Source organism: Peribacillus sp. YIM B13482 (genome assembly GCF_042787975.1).
GTDB lineage: Bacteria > Bacillota > Bacilli > Bacillales > DSM-1321 > Peribacillus > Peribacillus simplex_A.
Genome location: NZ_JBHZPF010000019.1, coordinates 13,690 through 36,845, shown reverse-complemented (window position 1 = coordinate 36,845; position 23,156 = coordinate 13,690). Strand labels below are relative to the sequence as shown.

The window sequence follows — 23,156 nt, the reverse complement described above, 5'->3', positions numbered from 1 at the left end:
TTTGAATAGGAAATAGTTTCCCTTTTGCATAGAACGTTCATTCGGTAGAATAGGAGTATGAGGTGGTTATATGAAACTGCGAAAAAATTTACAAGAAGTCATCACGGAATTAAAAACCAATGAGGATTATAAGGATAATATTGTACACTGGCAAGTAATTGAAGCGAAAGAGGCAAAACATGTTCCTTTTCCCGATCGAATGAATGATAAGATCAAGCATGCTCTTGAAAAACGGGGGATAAATGGGTTGTACACCCATCAGGCCACCGCATTTGATACGGCTGTCAGTGGCGAAAGTCTTGTAGCGGTCACCCCAACGGCTTCTGGTAAAACATTATGCTATAATTTGCCGGTCCTTCAAAAAATACTTGAAGATGAAAAAACTAGAGCGCTTTATATATTTCCGACAAAAGCGCTGAGTTATGATCAAAAAAGCGAATTGAACGAAATGATTCATGAAATGGACGCTGAGATAAATAGTTATACATACGATGGGGACACACCTTCAAATATCAGGCAAAAAATCCGTCAGGCAGGGCATATCGTCATCACCAATCCCGATATGCTCCATTCCGGAATCTTGCCGCATCACACGAAATGGGTCTCATTGTTTGAAAACTTGAAGTATGTGATCATCGATGAACTCCATATTTACCGCGGCGTTTTCGGAAGTCATACGGCTAACGTCATAAGAAGGTTAAAAAGGATCTGTAAGTTTTATGGCAGTGATCCTGTATTCGTCTGCACTTCTGCAACGATCAATAATCCAAAAGAGTTGGCAGAAGAGCTTACGGAAAAACAAATGGTGCTTATCGATAATAACGGGGCCCCGAGTGGGAAAAAACATTTTGTTTTCTATAATCCCCCAATAGTCAATAAACCGCTAAACATTCGAAGGAGTGCGGTTTTGGAAGTCAGGAAGCTCGCAAATGAATTTTTGAAAAATAAAATTCAAACAATCGTTTTTGCGCGAAGCAGGGTTCGTGTGGAAATTCTATTGACCTATTTACAGGGACTCGTGTCAAAGCAATTGGGGCCCAAATCAATCAGGGGCTATCGTGGCGGGTATCTGCCTACACAGCGTAGAGAAATTGAACAGGGCCTCAGGGATGGTTCCATTTATGGGGTGGTATCCACGAATGCTCTTGAGTTAGGTGTCGATATCGGGCAGCTCCAGGTTTGCATAATGACTGGTTACCCTGGATCGATATCGAGTGCCTGGCAACAGGCGGGACGAGCAGGAAGAAGGCATGGTGAAGCGCTGATCATCATGGTCGGCAGTTCAAGTGCCCTTGATCAATATATCGTCCAGCATCCCGATTATTTCTTTACGAGAAATCCAGAAACTGCAAGAATCAATCCAGATAATCTTTTGATCCTGGTTGATCATGTCAAATGTGCAGCATATGAGCTGCCATTTAAAAAAGGTGATGCCTTTGGAAAAACAGAGATTATGGACGTACTGGAATTCCTTACGGAAGAAAGGGTCTTACACCAAAATGGGGACAAATGGCATTGGATGAACGATGCTTTTCCGGCAAGCAATATAAGCCTGCGTTCTGCTGCACAGGAAAATGTCGTAATCATCGACCAAACGAATGCACCGGTTAACCGGGTCATAGGAGAAATGGATACGTTCAGTGCAATGACCCTTCTCCACGATGAAGCCATTTATTTGCACCAGGGAATGCAATTTCAGGTGGAAGAACTTGATTGGGATGAAAAGAAAGCTTATGTACGTGAAGTCAATGTGGACTATTATACGGATGCTAACCTTGCTGTGCAGTTGTCTGTATTGGAAGTGGATAAACAGCGAACTTTCGCTTCCACCACAGCTGCCTTTGGTGACGTCGCCATCCGGGCGATGCCTACGATCTTCAAAAAAATCAAATTTGAAACTCATGAAAATATTGGTTCAGGGCCAATCAGCCTGCCTGAGATGGAACTGCACACGAGTTCGGCCATGCTTTCCATGGAGCCTGATATATTCGAGTGGGACGAAAATCGAATAGAGCAAGGAATGATAGGTGCATCCCATGCCCTTAATTACATGATTCCGTTATATGTTATGTGTGATCCGCATGATATCCATGTTTATCCACAGGTTAAGGCAGCACATAATGAAAAACCAACCATTTTTATCTATGATAGTTATCCGGGGGGGATAGGGCTAAGTGATAAAGTATATGAAAACTCTGAAGTCATCCTACTGGAAACCATATCCATGATCGGAAATTGTTCTTGTGAAAGCGGCTGTCCTTCCTGTATCGGAACGGAATCCGCTGCGAAAACAGCCAAAAATGATGCAAAACAGTTATTAGGTCAATTTTGTAAGGAAAAACAATCATAGATACGGGGATAAGTGAAAAGAGGTGTATTTTTTTGTCTTTGAAAAATAAATTGAACCGTATGAAAACGCATATGAACATAGAACCAGTGAAACATCCTTCTCCTGAACAAGAAAATAGCCAAGCAGTGGAGGAAGAAATTCCTTATCTTGAAAAGTGGCTGAAGAACGATACCGTTTCCTTTCATTTCGATGATGATTATTGTTTCATTAGGGAGGTCCGCTACCCTATAAATCACAAACACGGGTTATATGCATTTTCTGAGCTGAAAAAGATCGTAAAAGAGTGGAATCAAACTCCATTGGAGCATCCCTTATCCGCTAGGGGCGTTAAAAGTGAAGACCTGTTTTTCTTCGATACGGAAACAACAGGACTTGGAGGCGGAGCGGGAAATACCATTTTTTTACTGGGTTATGCCTATTTAGAAGGTGATGAAGTTGTGGTGAAACAACATATCCTGCCGCAGCCCGGAAGTGAAATACCGCTTTACCAAAGCTTTCTGGAAAACATCAATTACGAAACGCTTGTCACATATAATGGTAAATCTTTTGATTGGCCCCAGCTGAAAACCCGACATACCTTGATTAAAGAACATGTTCCAAAACTACCGGAATTCGGACATTTCGATTTGTATCATGCTTCAAGACGCCTTTGGAGAAACAAATTGGAACGAGTTAAATTATCAGCAGTCGAAACGGATATTCTAGGTGTACATAGAGAAGATGATATTCCTGGATATTTGGCACCGATGATTTATTTTGATTTTGTCGAGAGGAAAAATCCGGAAATTTTATTTGGGATCATGAAGCATAATGAATTGGATATTTTATCACTGATCACATTGTATATTCATTTGTCCCGGAAAATCCTCCAAATTGATGGATATACGGAAGATTCCATGGAAATTGCACGCTGGCTCGCTTATCTAGGAAAAAAAGAGGAATCGGTCGAGACTTATAAAAAAATAGTGGAAGCGGGAAATGAGGAAGATCGGATAATAGCTGGCCATGCCATAGCCTTTCAGAAAAAGAAGCAAAAACAATTCAACGAAGCATTGGAAATTTGGAAGGAGGTCGCCATAAAAGGGAATGTTCAAATAAGGATACAGGCACAGATTGAATGTGCAAAATTATATGAACATCAATTTAAGGAAGTCGGCAATGCTCTAAAATGTGCATTAAACGCGCATCAAGAGATGTTGAGGGAAGGTACCATTGTGGTGAAACAAAAGTCGGAATTGGAAAAGAGGATCAAGCGTCTCGAAATGAAAGAGGATTCCAAGGGTATGTCTGTATAAGATAAGCGAATCAGAATTGTTTTTAAGTGCGAAATGCCGAAAATAAAAAATATGGATACAAATATTGTAGCCTTCAACTATAATGTGTAAAATGGAAAGAGTTGAGGGTGAATTTCCGAAGCATTCATTTCATACCTTTACATCAAATAAATTTAAGTTGAAAGCGGAGCGGAGAAATGTATAAAACGACTTTATTTCTATTTTTTGTTGTCCTTTGTTTAACGATTGTTATTTTTACATCATTAAAAGACAGTCTCTATTCCTTTTTATAGAAAATTACCCACAGTGCATTTGAAGGGTAGCCATATATTATAATAGTGTACTTATTGACGGCCATACATAGTTTTATACTTATTCTGTATAAATAGGTCATTTCATCAGTACACGTCTCCCCTTTTTTTCATAGTCTGTAATGGTAAGACTAAACTTATCATAATGAAAGGGGACGTATTATATATGTATTTTCGTAATTGTGGAGGAAATAAATCCAATGTAATGGGAGCATACGGGAACGCTCCTGGAGTAATGGGCGCATCAACCGGGAAACATAAACACTCTAACGTAATGGGAGCCTTTACTGGTCCAACGGCTGTATCTCCAGCGCAATATGGCCCATCGGCTGTATCTCCAGCGCAATATGGCCCATCGGCTGTATCTCCAGCGCAACTTGGCCCAACGCAAGCACTTCCTACTCAACTTGCCCCAGCGCAAGTCTCTCCAACACAGCAATTTGTTAATACGAATGTATCGAACACAGTGATTCCTGTCGTTCATCCATCACACACTACAACTGTCAATAAACATTTGAACACGTATAAACATTACTTCCCACATACTCAATCCGTGGTGAACCAATGCTTTACGCAAAACTTGATTTGCGGAAGGCCGCCGATTAATCCATGCTGTCCGCCCCCCCCATGCTGTCCGCCTATGCCTTTCGGATACTAAAAAAAGTAAGGGCCTAATTAGCCCTTATTTTCTTACATAAACATGTTAAAAGGGAGATTAACCAAGCAATGAAGGTTTTGTATATGACTGGCTATAAGGCTTTTGAATTCGGGATATTCAAAAATGACCATGAAGCCGTAAAATATATTAAGAAAGCGATGAAGCAACGTCTTCTGCCATTGGTGGAAGATGGGCTGGAATGGGTGATCATATCAGGTCAGTTGGGTACGGAGCTATGGGGTGCCGAAGTGGTGTTCGATATACAGGAAGAATACAGTCAGCTTAAATTAGGGGTGCTAACTCCTTTTCTGAAACAGGAAGAGTCATGGAACGAGACGAATCAAGACTATTACCGTTCCATATTGGCCCGTGCCGATTTTGTTGAGTCCATTTTTAACAAACCATATGAAGGGCCGCAACAGCTGAAAATCAAAAATAGGTATATGGTTCATAAAAGTGACGCCATGCTCATCATTTTCGAAGCCGAAAAAGAAGGGTCAGCACGATATCCATATTTCGAAGCGATGAAAAAGGCTGAAACACAGCCATACCCCATCTATCAGATAAACTTTGATGATCTGCAACTGGCTGCGGAAGAAGGCAGCTGGTCCGAAGAATGACGGAGTGAAAATAATTATGGATTAAAAGTTGTTTCTAAAGCATATTCATATTATGATGAAATTTAGATACAGATTCATGGGGGTACATATCGTTCACTGAAACATCATTATGCAGATAAAAAGGTGTTTCGTTGACAAACCCAAGCAGATTTGAAAAAATAATAAAAAGTCGATTGTATTGGCGAAAGTATTGAGGTGAAGTCTTATGCTATCCGATAAGATAAAATTAACGGCTAAAGATATTCTTGAAAAAGATTTTAAAACAGCAATGCGCGGTTATAAACCAGAAGACGTGGATCAATTCCTGGATCTGATCATTAAAGATTATGAAGTGTTCCATCAGGAAATTGAAGATCTTAAACAAGAAAATCTTAAATTGAAAAAACAAGCCGAAGAGAGTACAAAACGTCCAAATCAACCTGCTCCCAGTGCTACTCCGGGAACCACTAACTTTGACATCCTTAAACGGTTATCCAACTTGGAAAAGCACGTTTTTGGAAACAAGCTTTTTGATTGAGGTTTTGCATGTTAAAAGTGAAATTGATTTAGGTATTGTGTTTTAATGAATGATGGAGTATAATCAATTATGTTATGTTAACGTTTGGGTAATTGCTGCTGCATTTTTGCAGTAGAGGAAAGTCCATGCTCGCACGGACTGCGATGTCCGTAGTGTTCGTGCCTGGCGAAAAAATAAGCTTGGGCAGCAATCTTGGATTGCTGACGGCTGGGAAAATGCCTAAGTCCTTTTGGATATGGCATGAATACCTATAAAAGTGCCACAGTGACGGAGCCTTTACAGAAATGTAAAGGGTGGAACGAGGTAAACCCCACGAGCGAGAAACCCAAATTAATGGTAGGGGCGCTTTCTTCCTTGGAATTGAACGAGGAGAAGGACAGAAGCCATGCTTCTGTAGATAGATGATTACCGCCGAAGTACGAGACGCGAGTCGCTTGCAGTACTGAGGAACAAAACATGGCTTACAGAACGTTATCATATGACACCAAAAGCACAACTCTCCTTTTAAAAGGAGAGTTTTTGTTTTTGGGAATTGTCCGTTAATAAAAAGCCGGGCATTCCAAATTATTTTTCGTTTTCTGAAACCATGCTGTGTTAAACTAAGGTCTTGGCAACTTTTTAATTCCCATCGAAAGATTTCTAATTGAAAGTGTTCAGCAGAAGGACAATGGCTAATTGACATCTGACCGTAACGATTTAAAAAATAGCGTTGAAGTGTTAAGCATTTCCTGGATTCTGGGTACCCTATTTATAAAAGGTTTTTTTACCTTTACTGATTGCCCTTATTTGAAGTTATTAAGACATGCCTTAAGCATTTTGTTATGAGTATACATAATTGTTTGTGAATAAATGGCCCTTCGTTGTCTTGGAGGATTTCATTCATGAATATTTGCAGCCTACCTTATTGATACATAGATAATTGAGTTAAACTTTATTTTATCGCGTTGATCCCGGTTATTAAAAAAATGCTCTACTACATGACAATGACATTAAATCTAGGCAATCAATGACGGACTATAAGCAAAATATAAATTGACCAGTGGAACTTTTAAATAAGGTTTACATGTCTAAAATCGATACCTTATTCTTGATTAGGGGAATTTAGGTAGATGTGCAATAGAGTTGGATTATTGGAAAGAAGGTGCAGGATAAATGAAACAATTCGATATTATCGCAACATCAGCAATGGGATTGGAATCAATTGTCGCTAAGGAGGTTCGGGATCTTGGTTACGATTGTCAAGTCGAGAATGGTAAGATCACGTACAAAGGGGACCAATCTGCCATTGCCCGCTCAAATTTATGGCTGCGGAGTGCCGACAGGGTTAAAATTAAAGTTGCAGAATTTAAAGCATATTCATTTGATGAGTTGTTTGAAAAAACAAAGGCCTTGAATTGGGAAGATTACTTATCAGCCGATGTTGAGTTCCCTGTGAGTGGAAAATCGGTTAAGTCACAGCTTTACAGTGTTCCTGATTGTCAGGCTATCGTCAAAAAGGCGATTGTTGATAGATTGAAAAGCAAATATAAGCAAGTATCTTGGTTTGCAGAGACTGGTCCTTTGTTTAAAATTGAAGTGTCTATTTTAAAAGATGTAGTGACACTTACCATGGACACTTCAGGTGCTGGTTTGCATAAACGGGGATATCGCACAGGGCAGGGGGAGGCGCCCCTTAAAGAAACATTGGCGGCTGCGTTAATCATGCTGACAAATTGGAAACCGGATAAACCTTTCATTGATCCATTTTGTGGATCTGGAACGATTCCTATCGAGGCTGCCTTAATTGGGCAGAACATAGCACCTGGGTTTAACAGGGAATTCGTTTCTGAAACCTGGTCATGGATGGACAGCAAGGTTTGGGATGAAGCGCGGGTTGAGGCTGAAGATTTAGCCGATTATGATCAGTACTTGGACATAACCGGCTGTGATATTGACCATCGAATGGTCGATATATCTAAAGCGAATAGTTTTGAAGCCGGCCTTGGTGATCTGATTGAATTCAAACAAATGCAGGTGAGGGATATCTCGACTAGGAAAGAGTATGGTGTCATTGTCGGGAACCCGCCTTACGGAGAACGTCTTGGTGAGCAAAAAGCGGTTGAGCAGATGTATAGAGAAATGGGTCAAGCTTTCAAGAAGCTTGACACCTGGTCAGTATACATGATTACCTCCAATCCTGACTTCGAACAGCATTACGGTAAGCCTGCAACGAAAAAAAGGAAACTGTTCAATGGTTTCATCCGTGCAGACCTTTATCAATATTGGGGAAAAAGGCCGCCGAGACAGCCTCAAGGTGAATGAGTAGGTAAAAAATATAACGGAGGATTTTAATAGTCAGGACGATTTATTCATAATAGGTTCCAGTCTTGCTTATCATTTCCTTTTCTGTTATTCTAATAATGAATTATTTTTGTTCAGATTTAAGGAATACCTTAATATTCTTTTGAGCAAGGATAGTAATATAATGTGTGGAGAACACACTAGGAGGCAACAAAAATGGAACAAGGTAAAGTAAAATGGTTTAACGCAGAAAAAGGTTTTGGATTCATCGAACGTGAAGGTGGAGACGATGTATTCGTACATTTCTCAGCTATCCAAGGCGAAGGTTTCAAAACACTTGAAGAAGGCCAAGACGTTACATTTGATGTAGAACAAGGTCAACGTGGACCACAAGCATCAAACGTAAACAAAGCTTAATTCAACCCTATATTATTTACAGACAGGCTCTCTTTTAGAGCCTGTCTTTTATTTTACAAGTCTGGAAACATGGCAGCATACATAGAAGAAAAACATACTTTTTACATTTTATTTCTTATGGTAGGGTAAATATCTTGACTATTAATGTGAAATAAAGGATAATATCCTTTTGCCTAGAAATATTATGATACGGATCGATACACTGATGATAGATAAAAGGGGAGACCAAGATGCTTAAAACACTGCCTTTTTCGGTAACAAAGGAAGATTCTTTTTACGATAAGCTTTCAGAATGGATCGGTGATGTTTTTTACGATATTCTTCCCGAAAAAGGATTTGAGCTGCGTGATGAACAAATCTTCATGGCTTTTCAGTTAGAAAAAGCCTTTAAAGAAAAGAATGTAAGCTTTGCTGAAGCAGGGGTAGGGACCGGTAAGACCTTGGTCTATTTACTATATGCGATTTGTTATGCGAGATATACGAATAAACCGGCAATTATTTCGTGTGCAGACGAAACGTTGATTGAACAGCTTGTCAAAGAAGAAGGCGACATCCAAAAAATTAAGAATGCTTTAGGTATTGAAGTGGATGTTCGGCTTGCCAAATATCACGATCAATATGTATGTCTTAAGAAATTGGATTACGCAGTGAATCATGAAGATTCAGAGGGAATAGATCAACTCTATGATGAACTTCCCAAGTTTGTCCATGATAACTCATCGATGAACGCTTATTCAGCATATGGGGACCGTAAACAGTATCCATATTTAAATGATGAAGACTGGTCTAAAGTTGGCTGGGATCAGCTTCAAAACTGTTTTACTTGTGATAAGCGCCATCGTTGTGGACAGACCCTATCGCGGGACCACTACCGAAAATCAAGCGATTTGATCATTTGTTCACATGACTTCTTCATGGAACATGTTTGGACTAAGGAAAAACGTAAGCGTGAAGGACAGTTGCCACTGTTGCCTGAACATAGCTGTGTTGTCTTTGATGAAGGTCATCTACTGGAATTTGCTGCTCAAAAGGCTTTAACTTATAAAGTTGGGGAACAAACCCTTGCTTCGGTTTTAGAATTGCTTACTGCCAATCAGGTTCGTGAAGAAACCTTATACATCATTGAGGACTTAATTGATATTAATGAAGAGTTTTTTGATTTGTTGGATGAAAAATCCATACATGTCACCGGATCTAATCGTTATGAAATCCCAATGTCCAAGGAAATAACAAGCTTTGCGCAAAAGCTGCATAAAAAGGTTGAAGAGTTAGAGGAGAACCTTGTTTTCGAGGCGGAAATGTATACGATCAATGATTATGATTTAAAAGTGACAGAAGAATATTTAGAACAGCTGGGCTACTCCATTTCTCTATTTGTGAAGGATGAACAGGCTGTTTCCTGGTTTGAAGAAAATGAAATGACCAAAACATTGGTCATTATGCCAAGGCTTGTACAGGATATTTTGTCTGAACAGGTATTCTCTAAAAAAATTCCTTACATTTTTTCATCGGCGACATTATCGGATAATAAATCTTTCCAATACATTGCAGATAGCTTAGGGATAGAGAAGTATGACAGCTTCTCTGTTGAATCACCATTTGATTACGATGAAGTCATGAAAATGAACATGCCTGCCTTCGAAAACGGAGACCAATTGGCTAAACTTCAATACACCATGAAGTCAATTGAGGAAAATGAGGGCCGAACGCTTGTGTTATTCCAATCAAAAGAAGAATTGCATTGGTTCAAGGAAAACTGCCCAACATCATCCTATCCTTTTTATTTTGAAGGGGAAGCGGAAATCAGCGAGCTTGTTAAGAAGTTTCAAGAGAATGAGCAATCTGTTCTTTTCTCCTATCATTTATGGGAAGGACTTGATGTTCCAGGGCCTTCATTACAAAATGTAGTGATACACTCACTTCCATTCCCACCACGCGATCCAGTGTTCGAGGCCAAACGTAATTCGGTTACCGATGCATTCGAAGAAGTGGATCTTCCATACATGCTCCTTCGATTGCGTCAGGGAATAGGGCGTTTGATCAGGACTAGCAATGATTCGGGAACCGTACAGATTTTGATGGAAAAGGATCTCTCGGAACAGGTGAAAGAGAAGATTGTATCCGTTCTTCCTGTAACGCTTTAAGTCAATTTAATCTAAGAGCCATGGGAGAGGTGCCCTTGGCTCTTATTTTTTTTTTAACGGGTAGTTCTGATAAGAAAGATTTTTGTATAATATGGTAAAGTGTAGTTGGAAGGAGCAGTGAATATGGAAAAAGAAGGTATAGATTTGATAGAAAAAGAATTTAAAGAATATGTCAAGAAAATCTCGGCCTATAATGAAGCGCTCGCGTTAATTTTCTGGGACTTACGTACAGGTGCACCGAAAAAGGGAGTTGAGCAGCGTTCTGAAGTGATTGGGGTGCTTTCCTCTGAGGTTTTTAATATGATCACAAGTAAAAAGATGGAATCCTTCATTACGGAACTTTCGAAGGGGGAAGCCTCTCTTAGTGAAACGACGAATAAGATGGTACAAGAGTGTAAAAAAGAGTTTGAAAGGAATAAGAAGATTCCTGCAAACGAATATAAGGAATTCGTCATTTTACAATCCCGCTCTGAAAGTGCTTGGGAAGAGGCAAGGGAAAAAGCGGATTTTTCGTTATTCCAACCTTATCTGGAGCAAGTTGTTGCTTATACCCGTAAATTCATAGAGTACTGGGGATACGAAGGACAGAAATATAATACCCTTTTAGACATGTATGAACCCGGCATGACTGTAGATCTACTTGACAGCGTATTCAGTGAGCTTCGGTCGAGTATAGTACCTCTGGTAAAACAGATTGCAAAAAGCGAAAATAGACCTGAAACAGCGTTCCTTTATAAAGAATTTCCAAAAGAAAAACAGCATCGCCTCAACCTGGAAGTTTTAAAACATCTAGGATACGATTTCAAGGCTGGCAGGCTGGATGAAACAGTTCACCCTTTTGCTACTGGAATAAATAGGGGCGATGTCCGGGTGACGACCCGTTACGATGAATGTGATTTTAGGGGGGCGATCTTTGGTACCATTCATGAATGTGGACATGCCATTTATGAGCAGAATATCGCCGAAGAGTTAACCGGGACACTGCTCGATAATGGGACATCAATGGGAATCCATGAATCCCAATCACTGTTTTTTGAAAACTTCATTGGACGGAACTATAGCTTCTGGAAAAATAAATTCTCCCTATTGAAAGAATATGCTCCTGAACAATTCAATGATGTGACGCTGGATGAATTTTACCGGGGGATTAACGAATCAAAACCATCGTTCATCCGTATTGAAGCAGATGAACTAACTTATCCCCTACATATAATGATTCGGTATGAACTGGAAAAGGCTCTTTTTAATGGAGAACTTGAAGTGAAGGATTTACCGGAAGTCTGGAATGAAAAATACAAGGATTATTTGGGAATTGTTCCTGAAAATGATGCAATGGGCGTGTTACAGGATGTACACTGGGCAGATGGCAGTTTTGGTTATTTCCCATCGTATGCATTGGGATATATGTATGCAGCCCAAATCAAGCAGTCGATGCTTAAAGATTTGCCTGATTTTGATGGGCTTTTGGAAGCGGGCGATATTGCTCCAATCAGGAAATGGCTTAATGAAAAGATACATAAATATGGAAAAACAAAACAGCCCCTAGAGATTTTGAAAGAAACGACAGGGGAAGGCCTGAATGTTCAGTATTTAATAAAGTATCTTGAAAATAAATATAAAGAAGTTTATAAAATCAAATGAATTTAATTAGAGAAGGCCTTGGAATAATTATCAAGGTCTTCTTCTTTTTTCAATGGTTCACACAATTTAAATCCTTATGAACCCGGTGGGCATTTTTGTTAACATCAATAAAAGGTATCATTTAGGCGAATAAAATGAGGCCGCCGTTATTCCGACTCTAATATTTCTAATTTTTTGAAAAATACCCGTAATTTCAAGTGATGGCTTTTTGTTGATGGTAAATCCAGGTTAATTAGTCTTGGTGATTTCGCAATTTTCTAAAATTACGAATAATTTTTTATATTTTTAATTGAAAGTTCGGTTTTTGTTAGAAATGACTTTTCAAAATAAGACAGCATTGTTATAATTTATATATTAATAAAATATAAAGTTTCACTCGTATAATAGCAGGAATATGGCCTGCAAGTTTCTACCGGATTACCGTAAATAATTCGACTATGGGTGAGTAATTGATCTTGTTGCATAATGGAAGGATTTTGCTGTTTCATTTTTCATTCATGCCCAAGAAATATTGCTTCACTCAAAAAAGTGCTGCAATGTTTCTTGGGCTTTTTTATATCTGGGGAACATTTGCATGGTTTATAGGTCAATAAACATCCAAGATTGGGAGGAACCTTCATGCAACTTTTAAAGGAAAAAATCTTGTCCGAGGGTCAAGCTTTATCAGAAGATATTTTAAAAGTAGATTCATTCTTGAATCATCAAATGGATCCTATGCTGATGAAAGAAATAGGTAAAGAATTCGTTAAACGTTTCGAACAAAAGGAAATAACGAAAGTGCTTACCATTGAATCTTCAGGCATTGGACCTGGTTTGATGGCTGCCTTGGCATTGGAAGTTCCGCTAATTTTTGCCCGTAAACGTAAATCACTTACTTTGACAAATGATTTAGTGACGGCGTCCGTTCATTCCTTTACAAAAAAAGAAACCAATACAATTACAGTTTCCAATAAATATATAGAAGCTGGTGATAAGGTTCTGATCATCGATGACTTCCTGGCGGTCGGACAAGCGGCTCGGGGCTTGGTGGATATCTGTGAGCAGGTTGGAGCAGAAGTGGCCGGAATCGGAATCGTTATTGAAAAAGCATTCCAAAGTGGTGGTAAGGACCTTCGGGAACAAGGGTTTCAAGTGGAATCCCTGGCACGAATTGCGAAGTTGAAATTCGGTGAGATAACTTTCGTTGAGGAAATGGAAGGGGCAACTGTCAATGTCTAATCAATCACCATTAAAAGTTGCTTCCTTAGGATTACAACATGTTCTTGCAATGTATGCTGGTGCGATCGTCGTTCCATTGATTGTTGGGGGAGCGTTAGGTTTAACTGCTGCGCAGTTAACCTATTTAGTTTCGATTGACATCTTAATGTGTGGAATAGCGACCTTATTGCAAGTCTGGAAAAACAAATTCTTCGGAATCGGCCTACCCGTCGTTCTAGGCTGTACATTCACGGCAGTCAGCCCAATGATTGCGGTAGGTACCCAATATGGAGTCACCACCATTTATGGGGCCATTTTAGTGTCGGGATTAATCGTCGTTTTAATTAGTAAATTCTTCGGGAAACTGGCTAGGTTTTTCCCGCCGGTCGTTACTGGTTCAGTCGTTATGATCATCGGGATCACACTCATTCCTGTCGCCATCAACAATCTTGGGGGCGGACAAGGTGCTGCTGACTTTGGAGCCTTGGATAACGTAGCCCTTGGTTTTGGAACTTTGCTTTTCATCATTTTCATGTATAAATTCTCAACGGGATTCGTGCGCTCCATCTCTATATTATTAGGACTGTTAGTCGGAACTTTTGCAGCTTTCTTCCTTGGGAAAGTTGATTTTAGCTCAGTTGCAAGTGCAAGTTGGTTGCATCTGCCACATTTTTTCTACTTTGGCACTCCGACTTTCAACATCACGGCGATCATTACCATGACTTTGGTGGCGATAGTCAGCTTAGTGGAATCGACTGGCGTCTATTATGCCTTAGGAGAAATCACGGACAAAGAGATTTCGGAAGATGATCTGGCACGCGGATACCGTTCTGAAGGGCTTGCCATCATGCTTGGCGGTTTGTTTAATGCTTTTCCTTATACAGCTTTTTCACAAAATGTCGGTTTAATTCAATTGTCGGGTATTAAAACAAGAAATGTCATTTATACAACGGCAGGGATGCTCATTTTCATTGGTTTTGTCCCGAAAATTGGTGCATTCACGACCATTATCCCTTCGTCCGTGTTAGGCGGGGCAATGGTGGCCATGTTTGGTATGGTAATTGCCGCTGGAATTAAGATGTTAAGTAAGGTAGATTTTGCCTCTCAAGAAAACTTATTGATCATCGCTTGTTCCGTAGGTATGGGACTTGGGGTAACGGTCGTTCCTGAGCTATTTGCTAAAATTCCGGAAAGCATTCAAATATTAACGGATAATGGAATCGTGGCTGGAAGTTTGACAGCCATTTTCTTGAATATCGTCTTTAACATCATCCCTACAAAAGGGAAAGTAAAGGAAGCCCGTGTTGAAAGACAGAATGTTGCCTGATTAAAAATAGATTCTGTAAACTATTAAATGCCCCCCTAATCCACAGATGATGAGGATTAGGGGGCATTTTTTATTAGTCCGAAAACTCATCATTGTTAAATGAAGTTTTTTAATGAAATGGAGTTTTGTCAGATAAAAGGAAACTCTCTTCACTTTTTGAATATATTGATAGTATATGTTCAGGAAAGTAGTGATAGAGATGGAGAAAAAATATTGTATTCATTGTCGGACCATTTTAAGTCAGGAGTATAGGTGCAGTGTGTGCGGTAAAGAGGAGTTTCAAAACATCATAATACAAGTACAAAATCAATCTTCAGTAAAGAAGGAAGAATGAAAGCAGCCCCCTTACCGACTTTCTAGGTAAGGGGGTTTTATTGTTTCCGATTACATTTTGATCATTAAGGTGATATGTAGGGTACCTATGCCATCCAATGAAATGGGTAAATTGCTTGCTTCATGTAAACCTATACATTTTTGTATGGCCCGCAATGACGGGAGGTGTAATATCCATGATTGTATTCTCGCAAATGCTAAGGAGGTGGCGATATTACCGGCTAAGCATGTTGTCTTAGTTCTGCTGCGAAAAATTCAAGAGTTTCACCTTAGATGACCATTAAGCTATAGAGCATAAATGATATCTTGGTGGGTATATTAACCATATCATGAATTATAAGGGGTGGGATCATGCCATATTTATTATCCGCATCACATATAAAGCTACCATATTTACTTTCACAGGAAAAAATCATGGAATTTTCAAGAGAAATCTTTGGATCCTCATTTAAGAGTATAGATCGGCTATTAAAGGCCTTTACGAATGGACAAGTGGAAAATCGATATTTTTCAAATGATCTTGATTGGTTTAAAAAGGATCATTCTTTTGCTGATCGGAATGATTTATACATAAAGCAGGCTGTAAAGTTTGGGAAAGAGGCTATAGAAAAATGTTTAACCAACTCAGAATTTTTAAAAGAAGAGCTGCAGGCATTCGAACTAGATGCTTTCTTTTTTATATCAAGCACCGGGGTGGCTACCCCGACCATTGATGCCAGGATAATGAATGAACTTCCATTTAACCCGCATGCAAAAAGAATTCCGATATGGGGGCTTGGATGTGCAGGGGGAGCGAGCGGCCTATCACGTGCTTTTGAATATTGCCGAGCGTACCCGACGGCTAAGGTCATTGTTTTAAGTGTGGAGTTATGCAGTCTGACTTTTCAAAGGAATGATATCTCCAAAAGTAATTTAATTGGAACCTCCTTATTCTCTGATGGAGTAAGCTGTGTTTTGGTTTGCGGTGATGAAGTGCCGGATGAACGGTATTCAAGAAAAGGACGACATTTGAAATTTTTGGATTCTCAATCCACGCTAATGCCAAATTCATTGGATGTAATGGGGTGGGATGTTAAAGACCAAGGCTTATATGTGATCTTTTCGAAAGATATCCCTACAATCATCAAGGATTGGCTTAAACCGAATGTCCAAGAATTCTTAGCGGGAAATGGAATGGATCTCGGGGATATAAAAGATTTCATTGCCCATCCTGGAGGGAAAAAAGTAATTGATGCTTATCACGAATCCCTAGGATTCGATGAAGGGATGACTGCAGTATCAATGAGAATATTAAGGGAATTTGGAAATATGTCCTCAGCAACTATTTTGTACGTCCTTGAGAGATTCATGCAGCGTGGCGGGAATAAAGGTGAGGTGGGATTGGCTGCAGCATTGGGGCCTGGTTTTTCATCTGAACTTGTGTTAATGAGGTGGGAATGATGCTCTTTGCCAATTTCATCATCTTGATTGCCATTCAGCGCCTGGTTGAATTATATATTGCCAAACAAAATGAAAAGCAGTTGAAAGGTGCAGGAGCTGTAGAATACGGTAAGTCCCATTACAGATGGATGGTTATTATGCACCTTAGTTTTTTTATTGTTCTCATTATTGAAGTGCTCGCTTATGAAAGGGATGTGGCTGGACTTTGGCCGATTTGGCTGACCCTTTTTCTGATTGCGCAGTCGGGAAGGATTTGGGTGATCAGTTCATTGGGAAAACATTGGAATACAAAAATCATAGTGGTTCCTAATGCCGAAGTAGTCATTAAAGGTCCTTATAAATATTTCAAACATCCGAACTATATAATAGTGGCAACGGAGATTATAGTTATTTCTTTATTATTCAATGCATATTATACAGCTATCTTCTTTAGTTTTTTGAACGCATGGATGATGGCGGTTCGAATCCCCCTCGAAGAAAAGGCATTAAAGGAACATACGGAATATTCTACGGTTTTTAAGGGAAAATAATAAAAACTTTATTTTCTTATTGAAAATGATTATCGTTCATGATAAGATTCTAAATGAAGATGAAAATTATTCTCAATCAAATATCGATAAATTTTATAATAAAACTAAAGCTACTCAATATATAAGAGGATGGTGTTGGTAATGGTCTGGTTATTCATTTTATTGACAATCGCTACATATGGTTTTGTGATGAAACATGTATTAAATAATATTCAAAAACCGGCAAAGGCAGTTAAACCCTTTACCGGGTCAACAATGGAAAACCGAGCTGCATTTAACCCCACTCCTACAACCAGGTAATCATCCTGGTTTTTTTTATGGCTGTTTTCACATACTTTGTTGCTATTTACCAGGTAGTGAGCTGTGGTTGATTTCTCCTCCAGATGCTCGCTTTCCGCGGGGCGGGCGGTGAGCCTCCTCGGCGTAACGCCTGTGGGGTCTCACTTGTCCCGCTGCTCCCGCAGGAGTCTCGCACTTCCGCTCCAATCAACCTTAAATAGTTTCGTTTTAAAAACAACAATCTTTACGAAAAGAGCCTTTTTTATTCAAATGAATTAACAAGATATGAATCAAACTGCATGAATCCGCCAATAGGTGGTTTTTTTTGAACATGGCCTATAATAAATCATAAAGTAAAACTAAAGCTGACTGTATGAATAACAAACGAAATCGTTTACAATAAGAGTATTAAAATGACGATAGATTAAGGGGTATGGATTCATGATTCAAGAAACAGTAAAACAACGGTCCAAATTGGGGATTTTGACTGCCATGTATGATAAATTTCAATCGGCAGGCGATACAGGCAATGCAGATAAACTGAAACAATTAATCATGAAAGTGAATGATGAGGAGTTCATCATTGCTTTTTGCGGGCATTTTTCAGCGGGTAAATCAAGTATGATCAACTTTCTCCTTGGTGATCAAGTATTGCCTTCAAGTCCGATTCCAACGAGTGCAAATACGGTAAAGGTCCAAAAAGGGGAAGACTATGCCAAAGTCTTTTACCATCATCAGCCTCCAGTCTTATTTCCTGCACCTTATGATTTTAAAGAGGTCAAGAAATTTGCCAAGGATGGTGATTCAGTATCGGCAATAACGATAAGTTCCAATCACTTTTCAATGCCGGAATCATGTGCAATCATGGATACGCCAGGAATTGATTCGACGGATGATGCACATCGAGTTTCTACGGAATCCGCCTTGCATTTAGCTGATGTCGTCTTCTATGTTATGGATTATAATCACGTCCAATCAGAAGTCAACTTCCTATTCACCAAAGAATTGTTGGAGGCTGAAAAGCCGACATACTTAATTATCAATATGATCGATAAGCATGATGAGAATGAGCTTAGCTTCCAAGACTTCAAGCTTTCCGTTACTGAAGCATTTGCGAACTGGAATGTATATCCTGATGGGATTTTTTATACATCTGTAAGAGATTTGAACAATAGCGAAAATGAAATTGAAGTCGTTCGGCAATTTATATATGAAATGGCAGGCAAAGGTCAGAATGATGGGAAAGATGCCATCATGCAATCGGCTAAAGCGCTTGTCGAAAGGCACCTTATTTGGCTGAAGGAACAATATGAAGAGGAACATGCCGAGGATTTAGAAGTATTATCAGACCTTCCTCATGAAGAGCGAATTCACTTGACGAATCAAGTGGACAGCCTATTAAAAGAAAAAAAATCATTAACTGGACGTATAGAGGACATCAAGGTCCAATATGCTGAAGCATTAGAAACAATTTTGAAAAGTGCATACATCATGCCCGCGGCTACACGGGACCTAGGTAAATCTTTCTTGGAATCGGCTCAGCCGGATTTTAAAATGGGTCTATTATTTGCCAAGAAAAAAACCGAGGCCGAGCGTGAGGAACGTATTAAAGCATTCTTGGCCGATTTACAAGAAAAGGTGAAAACCCAGCTTGAATGGCATCTTAAAGAATTAGCGGTTAAAACGCTTAATCAAGCGGAAATCCATGATTCAACATTTGAAAGTAAGGCGCAGGGACTTCATATCGAGGTAACGGAAGCTTACATAAAAAACTCTTTAAAGCCTCAAGTCGATATTACAGGTGAATACGTTTTAAACTATACGAATGATTTAGCCTCAGCCATCAAGAAGAAAGCACGTGAAATATCTGAAGGATTTTTGAATGGAATGGTCGCCGTTATGGAAGGAATAGTGGAACAGCAGTCTATATCCATAGATAAGGAACTTGAAGGTTTTTCCGAATTTGCGGAAGCCCTTAAAGTTACAGCGGCGATGAACGCGGAAATCAAGTACCAAACGGAACGATTAGAGGCCATTGCAAATCAAACTGAAACATCAGTTGATGAGCGTGATATCGATACGCTTTTAACTCAATGGAATGAAGAAGAAAAAAATATTACAGTAAAAATCATGAGAATCGATAAAGGAAGTAATTCAATGCACGTCGACGAACAACCTGAAACGGATCATGATATAGAAAGTAAGGAAGCTGTTCCTTCTGTAGCTGTTTCTTCATCTGATGCTGCTGATTTACGCGGAAAAGAAAAGCTGATGGAGACTGCAACGAGTTTACATCAGGCAGCCAAGCTGATACAGCCTTTGAGAGGATTTCAATCACTTTATAAAGAATTGACAGATAAGGCAAATCGCCTGGAACAGCAGACTTTCACGGTTGCCCTCTTTGGTGCATTCAGTGCGGGTAAATCTTCCTTTGCCAATGCACTGATGGGAGAAAGTGTCCTTCCTGTTTCACCTAATCCGACAACTGCGGCAATCAACAAAATCATGTCTTCAGATGCTGAACATCCACATGGAACGGCAACCGTCAAATTAAAGACGGAAGCGATGCTGTTAGAAGATGTGAGCCTGGCTTTGGCAGCTTTTGATAAATCGGCAAAGACACTGGATGAAGCACTTCACATAGCAGGACAAATCATTGCGAAGGCAGGGGAAGTTGATAAAGGGAAAACGCATTTATCCTTCTTAAGGGCTTTCCATCAAGGGATGCCCCAGCACCAAGATGATTTAGGGAATGTGGTTACGGTAGATCTTGAAGGGTTTAAACGTTTTGCTGCAGAAGAGTCCAAGTCGTGCCTTGTTGATTTGATTGAATTGCGTTACGACTGTGAAATGACAAAGCAGGGGATGGTGCTTGTTGACACACCTGGGGCGGATTCGATAAATGCCAGACATACAGGAGCAGCTTTCGAATATATTAAGAATTCGGATGCCATCCTTTTTGTGACCTATTATAATCACCCATTTTCACGGGCAGATAGGGAGTTCTTGATACAACTTGGACGTGTAAAAGATTCTTTCGCGATGGATAAGATGTTCTTCATTGTCAATGCAGTCGATCTTGCACAAACCTCTGACGAATTGGACGAAGTGATGGATTATGTCACAGATCAATTGAATGGATTCGGAATCCGTTTTCCAAAACTGTTCCCGCTTACGAGTAAGGGAGCATTGATGGAAAAACAGACGCCTGGTTCATTTAAGCATTCGTTCCTTCGAAATAGCGGTATTTCGGAATTCCAAGACCAATTCGATGCTTTCATCGAAAACGATTTAACTGGACTTGCAATCGAATCGGCTAAAGCGGCCGTAAAAAGAACGGAAGAACTGCTCCGTGATGTAATTGCAGCTTCCATGCAGGATGAAAAGGCGAAACGAAAAGCTTTGGACTCCCTTTCACATGAGGCACAGTCCATTTCGGAACTGCTCTCTGTCATTAAAGGGGATGCGGAAAAGCAACGTTTGAAAAAAGAAATCGATGAATTGACTTTCTATAGTAAGCAACGGGTCTTTTTCCGATTTAATGATTTCTTCAAGGAATCGTTCAACCCGGCCGTCTTAAAGGATGATGGAGGGGATCTGAAAATTGTCCTCAAGCAAGCGATGAAGAACTTATTGGATGCGTTGGGCTTTGACCTTGCCCAGGAAATGCGGGCAACGGCTTTAAGGACGGAAATGTTCGTAAATAAATTGCTGAACGAGAAACAAACCAGTTTGCTTCAGCAAATTCAAAAAGTAAGAAAAACCCTTTCATTACAGCCTTATGAACCTAATGAGAGGGAGTCCCTTGAATTCACAGGAGCTTTTGTCCAATTGGAAACTGGGGAATTCAAAAAGGAATTGGCGTTATTTAAAAATCCAAAATCTTTCTTTGAAAAAAATGAGAAATTGAAAATGAGCGAAGGGCTTCAGAAGCGTTTGGATGATCCTGCCCTAATGTATGTAAAAGGACAGGGTGAGCGGATTTTCGAAATGTATAATGAAGTCCTCGATCAAGAGTTACTTGCGATTCAAAAAGAGTTTAAGACGGAAATATCGGAGATCTTTGCAGGTTTACGTGCAGCAATGGAGGAAACGGTAGATTTACCGTATTATGAAAATGCAGTAGCGGAATTGGCAAAAATGCATTCGAAATAGAAACGAGGTTCATTCATGAAAGAAAACCTTATTTCAAAATTGGAAATTCTGGAAATAAAAGAGAATATGACCATTTTGATGGCTGCTGTTACTGGCAGCCATTCTTTTGGTTTACCATCCGCCCATTCCGATATCGATGTTCGGTTTATATATGTTCATAATGATAAGCGATCTTACCTCAGCTTGAGTCCTGCAGTTGAAGTGATTCATTTGAAAGAAAACATATATGACATGGAAGGCTGGGATCTATTTAAATCATCCCGTCTTACGATAAAGAGTAATCCTGCACTATTTGAATTATTTCAGTCACCAATCAAGCTGATTACACATCCGGATTATTATAGGAAGATGAATGGTTTGATAGCGGATTGCTATTCCCAAAAGGCACTAGGACACCATTACTATCGGATGATGGGCGACAACCTTCAACAATTGACAAAAACAAGGGACTCTGAAAGAAAAGGATTAAAAACATGGGTACAAGTTTACCGTTCGTATTTAATCCTGGAACATATCATCCAAAAGGGGGCATTGCCACCTTTATCCGTTTGGGAATTACTTGAATCGGTTACCATCGATCAAGAAATGAAAACCAGGATGACCCGAATATTTAAAGCAAAACAAAAGGAAGAATTTATAAGCAACAATGAAAGCGAAAAGAATCTTTCATTATTAGAAGGGAAATCACTTTCCTTAAAGAATGAAATAAATAAGCTTCCTCCAGGGAAGAACATGGAAACGGAGCTTAATCAATTAATTTGGACCATTTTGAAATAGGGGGCTATGCAGATGGGTTATATAATGGAAAAAGAAGAGCTGTTGCCATTGTTGAATTCTAGTGATATCAGAATCTGTGACTGCCGCTTTCAGCTGGGTTCTCCTGATGCAGGGCATAATGAATACGAGAAAGACCATATTTCCGGTGCTGTTTATTTCGATCTCGAAAAGGATTTATCGGGGCAGGTTCATAAACACGGAGGAAGACATCCTCTTCCTGACCTGGAAAAGTTTAAAGATAAACTAGAATCAAATGGAATCTCCAATGATACGGTGCTTATTGCTTATGATGGGGGGGAAGGTTCTTTTGCTTCTAGGTTTGTCTGGCTGCTAAGCTATCTTGGGCACCAGAAAGTCTATGTTCTTAACGGGGGGTATCGCGCCTGGAAGGATGCGGGCTATCCGATTGACTCGGATCAAACGAATAATAGTACTAGAGAATATCATATCGATTTAAATGAAACCGTGCTTGCATCTTTTCAAAAAGTGAAGGACTATACAATGAATAGGCCTGACCATATCGTTTTAATGGATTCAAGGGAATCTAAACGGTACGAGGGAATCGAGGAACCGATTGATAAAAAAGCAGGCCATATACCTGGTGCAGTTAATAAGGTGTGGACGAACGTTTTGGATAATGGCTATTATAAAAAAAAGGAAGATCTTCAGGAAAATTTCACTGGCATTGGCAGGGATAAGGAAATCATTGTCTACTGTGGTTCAGGTGTAACGGCATCTCCCAATTATATCGCCCTGAAAGAAGCGGGCTTTAAAGATGTGAAGATATATGTTGGCAGTTTCAGTGACTGGATCTCCTATGATGATAATCCGATTGAATAATATTTTTTCCAATTAAACGATCCTTAAAAAAGGGGACAGTTATGTTAAAATGGATGTACATCATGA

At 39.6% G+C, this 23,156-nt stretch carries 17 protein-coding genes, 1 other RNA gene and 1 riboswitch; all 18 genes read left to right on the top strand.

The features are described 5' to 3' along the window. Positions 1–70: 70 nt before the first annotated feature. Positions 71–2,350: a DEAD/DEAH box helicase gene (locus ACFX4L_RS11450; RefSeq protein ID WP_284470349.1), complete on the top strand. Its 2,280-nt coding sequence runs from the start codon at positions 71–73 to the stop codon at positions 2,348–2,350. A 32-nt stretch (positions 2,351–2,382) separates the two neighbouring features. Next, positions 2,383–3,645 carry a ribonuclease H-like domain-containing protein gene (locus tag ACFX4L_RS11445; protein ID WP_377405210.1) on the top strand — a complete coding sequence of 421 codons (1,263 nt, stop codon included), beginning with the start codon at positions 2,383–2,385 and terminating at the stop codon, positions 3,643–3,645. 456 nt (positions 3,646–4,101) lie between these two features. Beyond that, positions 4,102–4,593 (top strand): CotD family spore coat protein, encoded by a 492-nt coding sequence (locus ACFX4L_RS11440; protein ID WP_377384202.1) that lies wholly within the window; start codon positions 4,102–4,104, stop codon positions 4,591–4,593. 68 nt (positions 4,594–4,661) lie between these two features. Beyond that, complete coding sequence (locus tag ACFX4L_RS11435) at positions 4,662–5,213, top strand: SLOG family protein (RefSeq protein WP_284470352.1); 552 nt, start codon at positions 4,662–4,664, stop codon at positions 5,211–5,213. A 205-nt stretch (positions 5,214–5,418) separates the two neighbouring features. Further along, positions 5,419–5,730: a cell division regulator GpsB gene (gene gpsB / locus ACFX4L_RS11430; protein ID WP_061463822.1), complete on the top strand. Its 312-nt coding sequence runs from the start codon at positions 5,419–5,421 to the stop codon at positions 5,728–5,730. 80 nt (positions 5,731–5,810) lie between these two features. After that, positions 5,811–6,199, top strand: an RNA gene (rnpB, locus tag ACFX4L_RS11425) — RNase P RNA component class B. 683 nt (positions 6,200–6,882) lie between these two features. Next, positions 6,883–8,031: a THUMP domain-containing class I SAM-dependent RNA methyltransferase gene (locus ACFX4L_RS11420; protein ID WP_284470353.1), complete on the top strand. Its 1,149-nt coding sequence runs from the start codon at positions 6,883–6,885 to the stop codon at positions 8,029–8,031. Between the two features lie 195 nt (positions 8,032–8,226). Then, on the top strand, positions 8,227–8,427 hold the full coding sequence (locus ACFX4L_RS11415) for a cold-shock protein (protein WP_034307871.1): 201 nt from the start codon (positions 8,227–8,229) through the stop codon (positions 8,425–8,427). Between the two features lie 230 nt (positions 8,428–8,657). After that, a complete protein-coding gene (locus ACFX4L_RS11410; protein ID WP_089363196.1) occupies positions 8,658–10,571 on the top strand; it encodes an ATP-dependent DNA helicase in 1,914 nt (637 codons plus the stop codon). 123 nt (positions 10,572–10,694) lie between these two features. Continuing rightward, positions 10,695–12,212 carry a carboxypeptidase M32 gene (locus ACFX4L_RS11405; RefSeq protein WP_377384210.1) on the top strand — a complete coding sequence of 506 codons (1,518 nt, stop codon included), beginning with the start codon at positions 10,695–10,697 and terminating at the stop codon, positions 12,210–12,212. Between the two features lie 356 nt (positions 12,213–12,568). Beyond that, positions 12,569–12,670: riboswitch (purine riboswitch) on the top strand. A 160-nt stretch (positions 12,671–12,830) separates the two neighbouring features. Next, positions 12,831–13,430 (top strand): xanthine phosphoribosyltransferase, encoded by a 600-nt coding sequence (locus tag ACFX4L_RS11400; protein WP_377386223.1) that lies wholly within the window; start codon positions 12,831–12,833, stop codon positions 13,428–13,430. After that, complete coding sequence (locus ACFX4L_RS11395) at positions 13,423–14,736, top strand: nucleobase:cation symporter-2 family protein (RefSeq protein WP_284470356.1); 1,314 nt, start codon at positions 13,423–13,425, stop codon at positions 14,734–14,736. The genes ACFX4L_RS11400 and ACFX4L_RS11395 overlap by 8 nt, the downstream gene beginning before the upstream one ends. A 684-nt stretch (positions 14,737–15,420) precedes the next feature. After that, the gene (locus ACFX4L_RS11390; RefSeq protein ID WP_284470357.1) at positions 15,421–16,509 is read left to right on the top strand and encodes a type III polyketide synthase; all 1,089 of its coding nucleotides are present in this window, start codon (positions 15,421–15,423) and stop codon (positions 16,507–16,509) included. After that, positions 16,509–17,039 carry an isoprenylcysteine carboxyl methyltransferase family protein gene (locus ACFX4L_RS11385; RefSeq protein ID WP_377386219.1) on the top strand — a complete coding sequence of 177 codons (531 nt, stop codon included), beginning with the start codon at positions 16,509–16,511 and terminating at the stop codon, positions 17,037–17,039. The genes ACFX4L_RS11390 and ACFX4L_RS11385 overlap by 1 nt, the downstream gene beginning before the upstream one ends. A 141-nt stretch (positions 17,040–17,180) precedes the next feature. After that, positions 17,181–17,339: a hypothetical protein gene (locus tag ACFX4L_RS11380; protein ID WP_176431939.1), complete on the top strand. Its 159-nt coding sequence runs from the start codon at positions 17,181–17,183 to the stop codon at positions 17,337–17,339. 420 nt (positions 17,340–17,759) lie between these two features. Then, positions 17,760–21,473, top strand: coding sequence for a dynamin family protein (locus ACFX4L_RS11375; RefSeq protein ID WP_377386216.1), 3,714 nt, complete (start codon positions 17,760–17,762; stop codon positions 21,471–21,473). A 15-nt stretch (positions 21,474–21,488) separates the two neighbouring features. Next, positions 21,489–22,250: a DNA polymerase beta superfamily protein gene (locus ACFX4L_RS11370; RefSeq protein ID WP_377386213.1), complete on the top strand. Its 762-nt coding sequence runs from the start codon at positions 21,489–21,491 to the stop codon at positions 22,248–22,250. 12 nt (positions 22,251–22,262) lie between these two features. Next, on the top strand, positions 22,263–23,090 hold the full coding sequence (locus ACFX4L_RS11365) for a sulfurtransferase (RefSeq protein ID WP_377405208.1): 828 nt from the start codon (positions 22,263–22,265) through the stop codon (positions 23,088–23,090). The last annotated feature ends 66 nt before the right edge of the window (positions 23,091–23,156 follow it).

Excerpts from the sequence above, each read along its gene's own strand:
- ACFX4L_RS11450 (WP_284470349.1), top strand. The coding sequence starts at position 71 with ATGAAACTGCGAAAAAATTTACAAGAAGTCATCACGGAATTAAAAACC.
- ACFX4L_RS11440 (WP_377384202.1), top strand. The coding sequence starts at position 4,102 with ATGTATTTTCGTAATTGTGGAGGAAATAAATCCAATGTAATGGGAGCA.
- ACFX4L_RS11435 (WP_284470352.1), top strand. The coding sequence starts at position 4,662 with ATGAAGGTTTTGTATATGACTGGCTATAAGGCTTTTGAATTCGGGATA.
- gpsB (WP_061463822.1), top strand. The coding sequence starts at position 5,419 with ATGCTATCCGATAAGATAAAATTAACGGCTAAAGATATTCTTGAAAAA.
- ACFX4L_RS11420 (WP_284470353.1), top strand. The coding sequence starts at position 6,883 with ATGAAACAATTCGATATTATCGCAACATCAGCAATGGGATTGGAATCA.
- ACFX4L_RS11415 (WP_034307871.1), top strand. The coding sequence starts at position 8,227 with ATGGAACAAGGTAAAGTAAAATGGTTTAACGCAGAAAAAGGTTTTGGA.
- ACFX4L_RS11410 (WP_089363196.1), top strand. The coding sequence starts at position 8,658 with ATGCTTAAAACACTGCCTTTTTCGGTAACAAAGGAAGATTCTTTTTAC.
- ACFX4L_RS11405 (WP_377384210.1), top strand. The coding sequence starts at position 10,695 with ATGGAAAAAGAAGGTATAGATTTGATAGAAAAAGAATTTAAAGAATAT.
- ACFX4L_RS11400 (WP_377386223.1), top strand. The coding sequence starts at position 12,831 with ATGCAACTTTTAAAGGAAAAAATCTTGTCCGAGGGTCAAGCTTTATCA.
- ACFX4L_RS11395 (WP_284470356.1), top strand. The coding sequence starts at position 13,423 with ATGTCTAATCAATCACCATTAAAAGTTGCTTCCTTAGGATTACAACAT.
- ACFX4L_RS11390 (WP_284470357.1), top strand. The coding sequence starts at position 15,421 with ATGCCATATTTATTATCCGCATCACATATAAAGCTACCATATTTACTT.
- ACFX4L_RS11385 (WP_377386219.1), top strand. The coding sequence starts at position 16,509 with ATGCTCTTTGCCAATTTCATCATCTTGATTGCCATTCAGCGCCTGGTT.
- ACFX4L_RS11380 (WP_176431939.1), top strand. The coding sequence starts at position 17,181 with ATGGTCTGGTTATTCATTTTATTGACAATCGCTACATATGGTTTTGTG.
- ACFX4L_RS11375 (WP_377386216.1), top strand. The coding sequence starts at position 17,760 with ATGATTCAAGAAACAGTAAAACAACGGTCCAAATTGGGGATTTTGACT.
- ACFX4L_RS11370 (WP_377386213.1), top strand. The coding sequence starts at position 21,489 with ATGAAAGAAAACCTTATTTCAAAATTGGAAATTCTGGAAATAAAAGAG.
- ACFX4L_RS11365 (WP_377405208.1), top strand. The coding sequence starts at position 22,263 with ATGGGTTATATAATGGAAAAAGAAGAGCTGTTGCCATTGTTGAATTCT.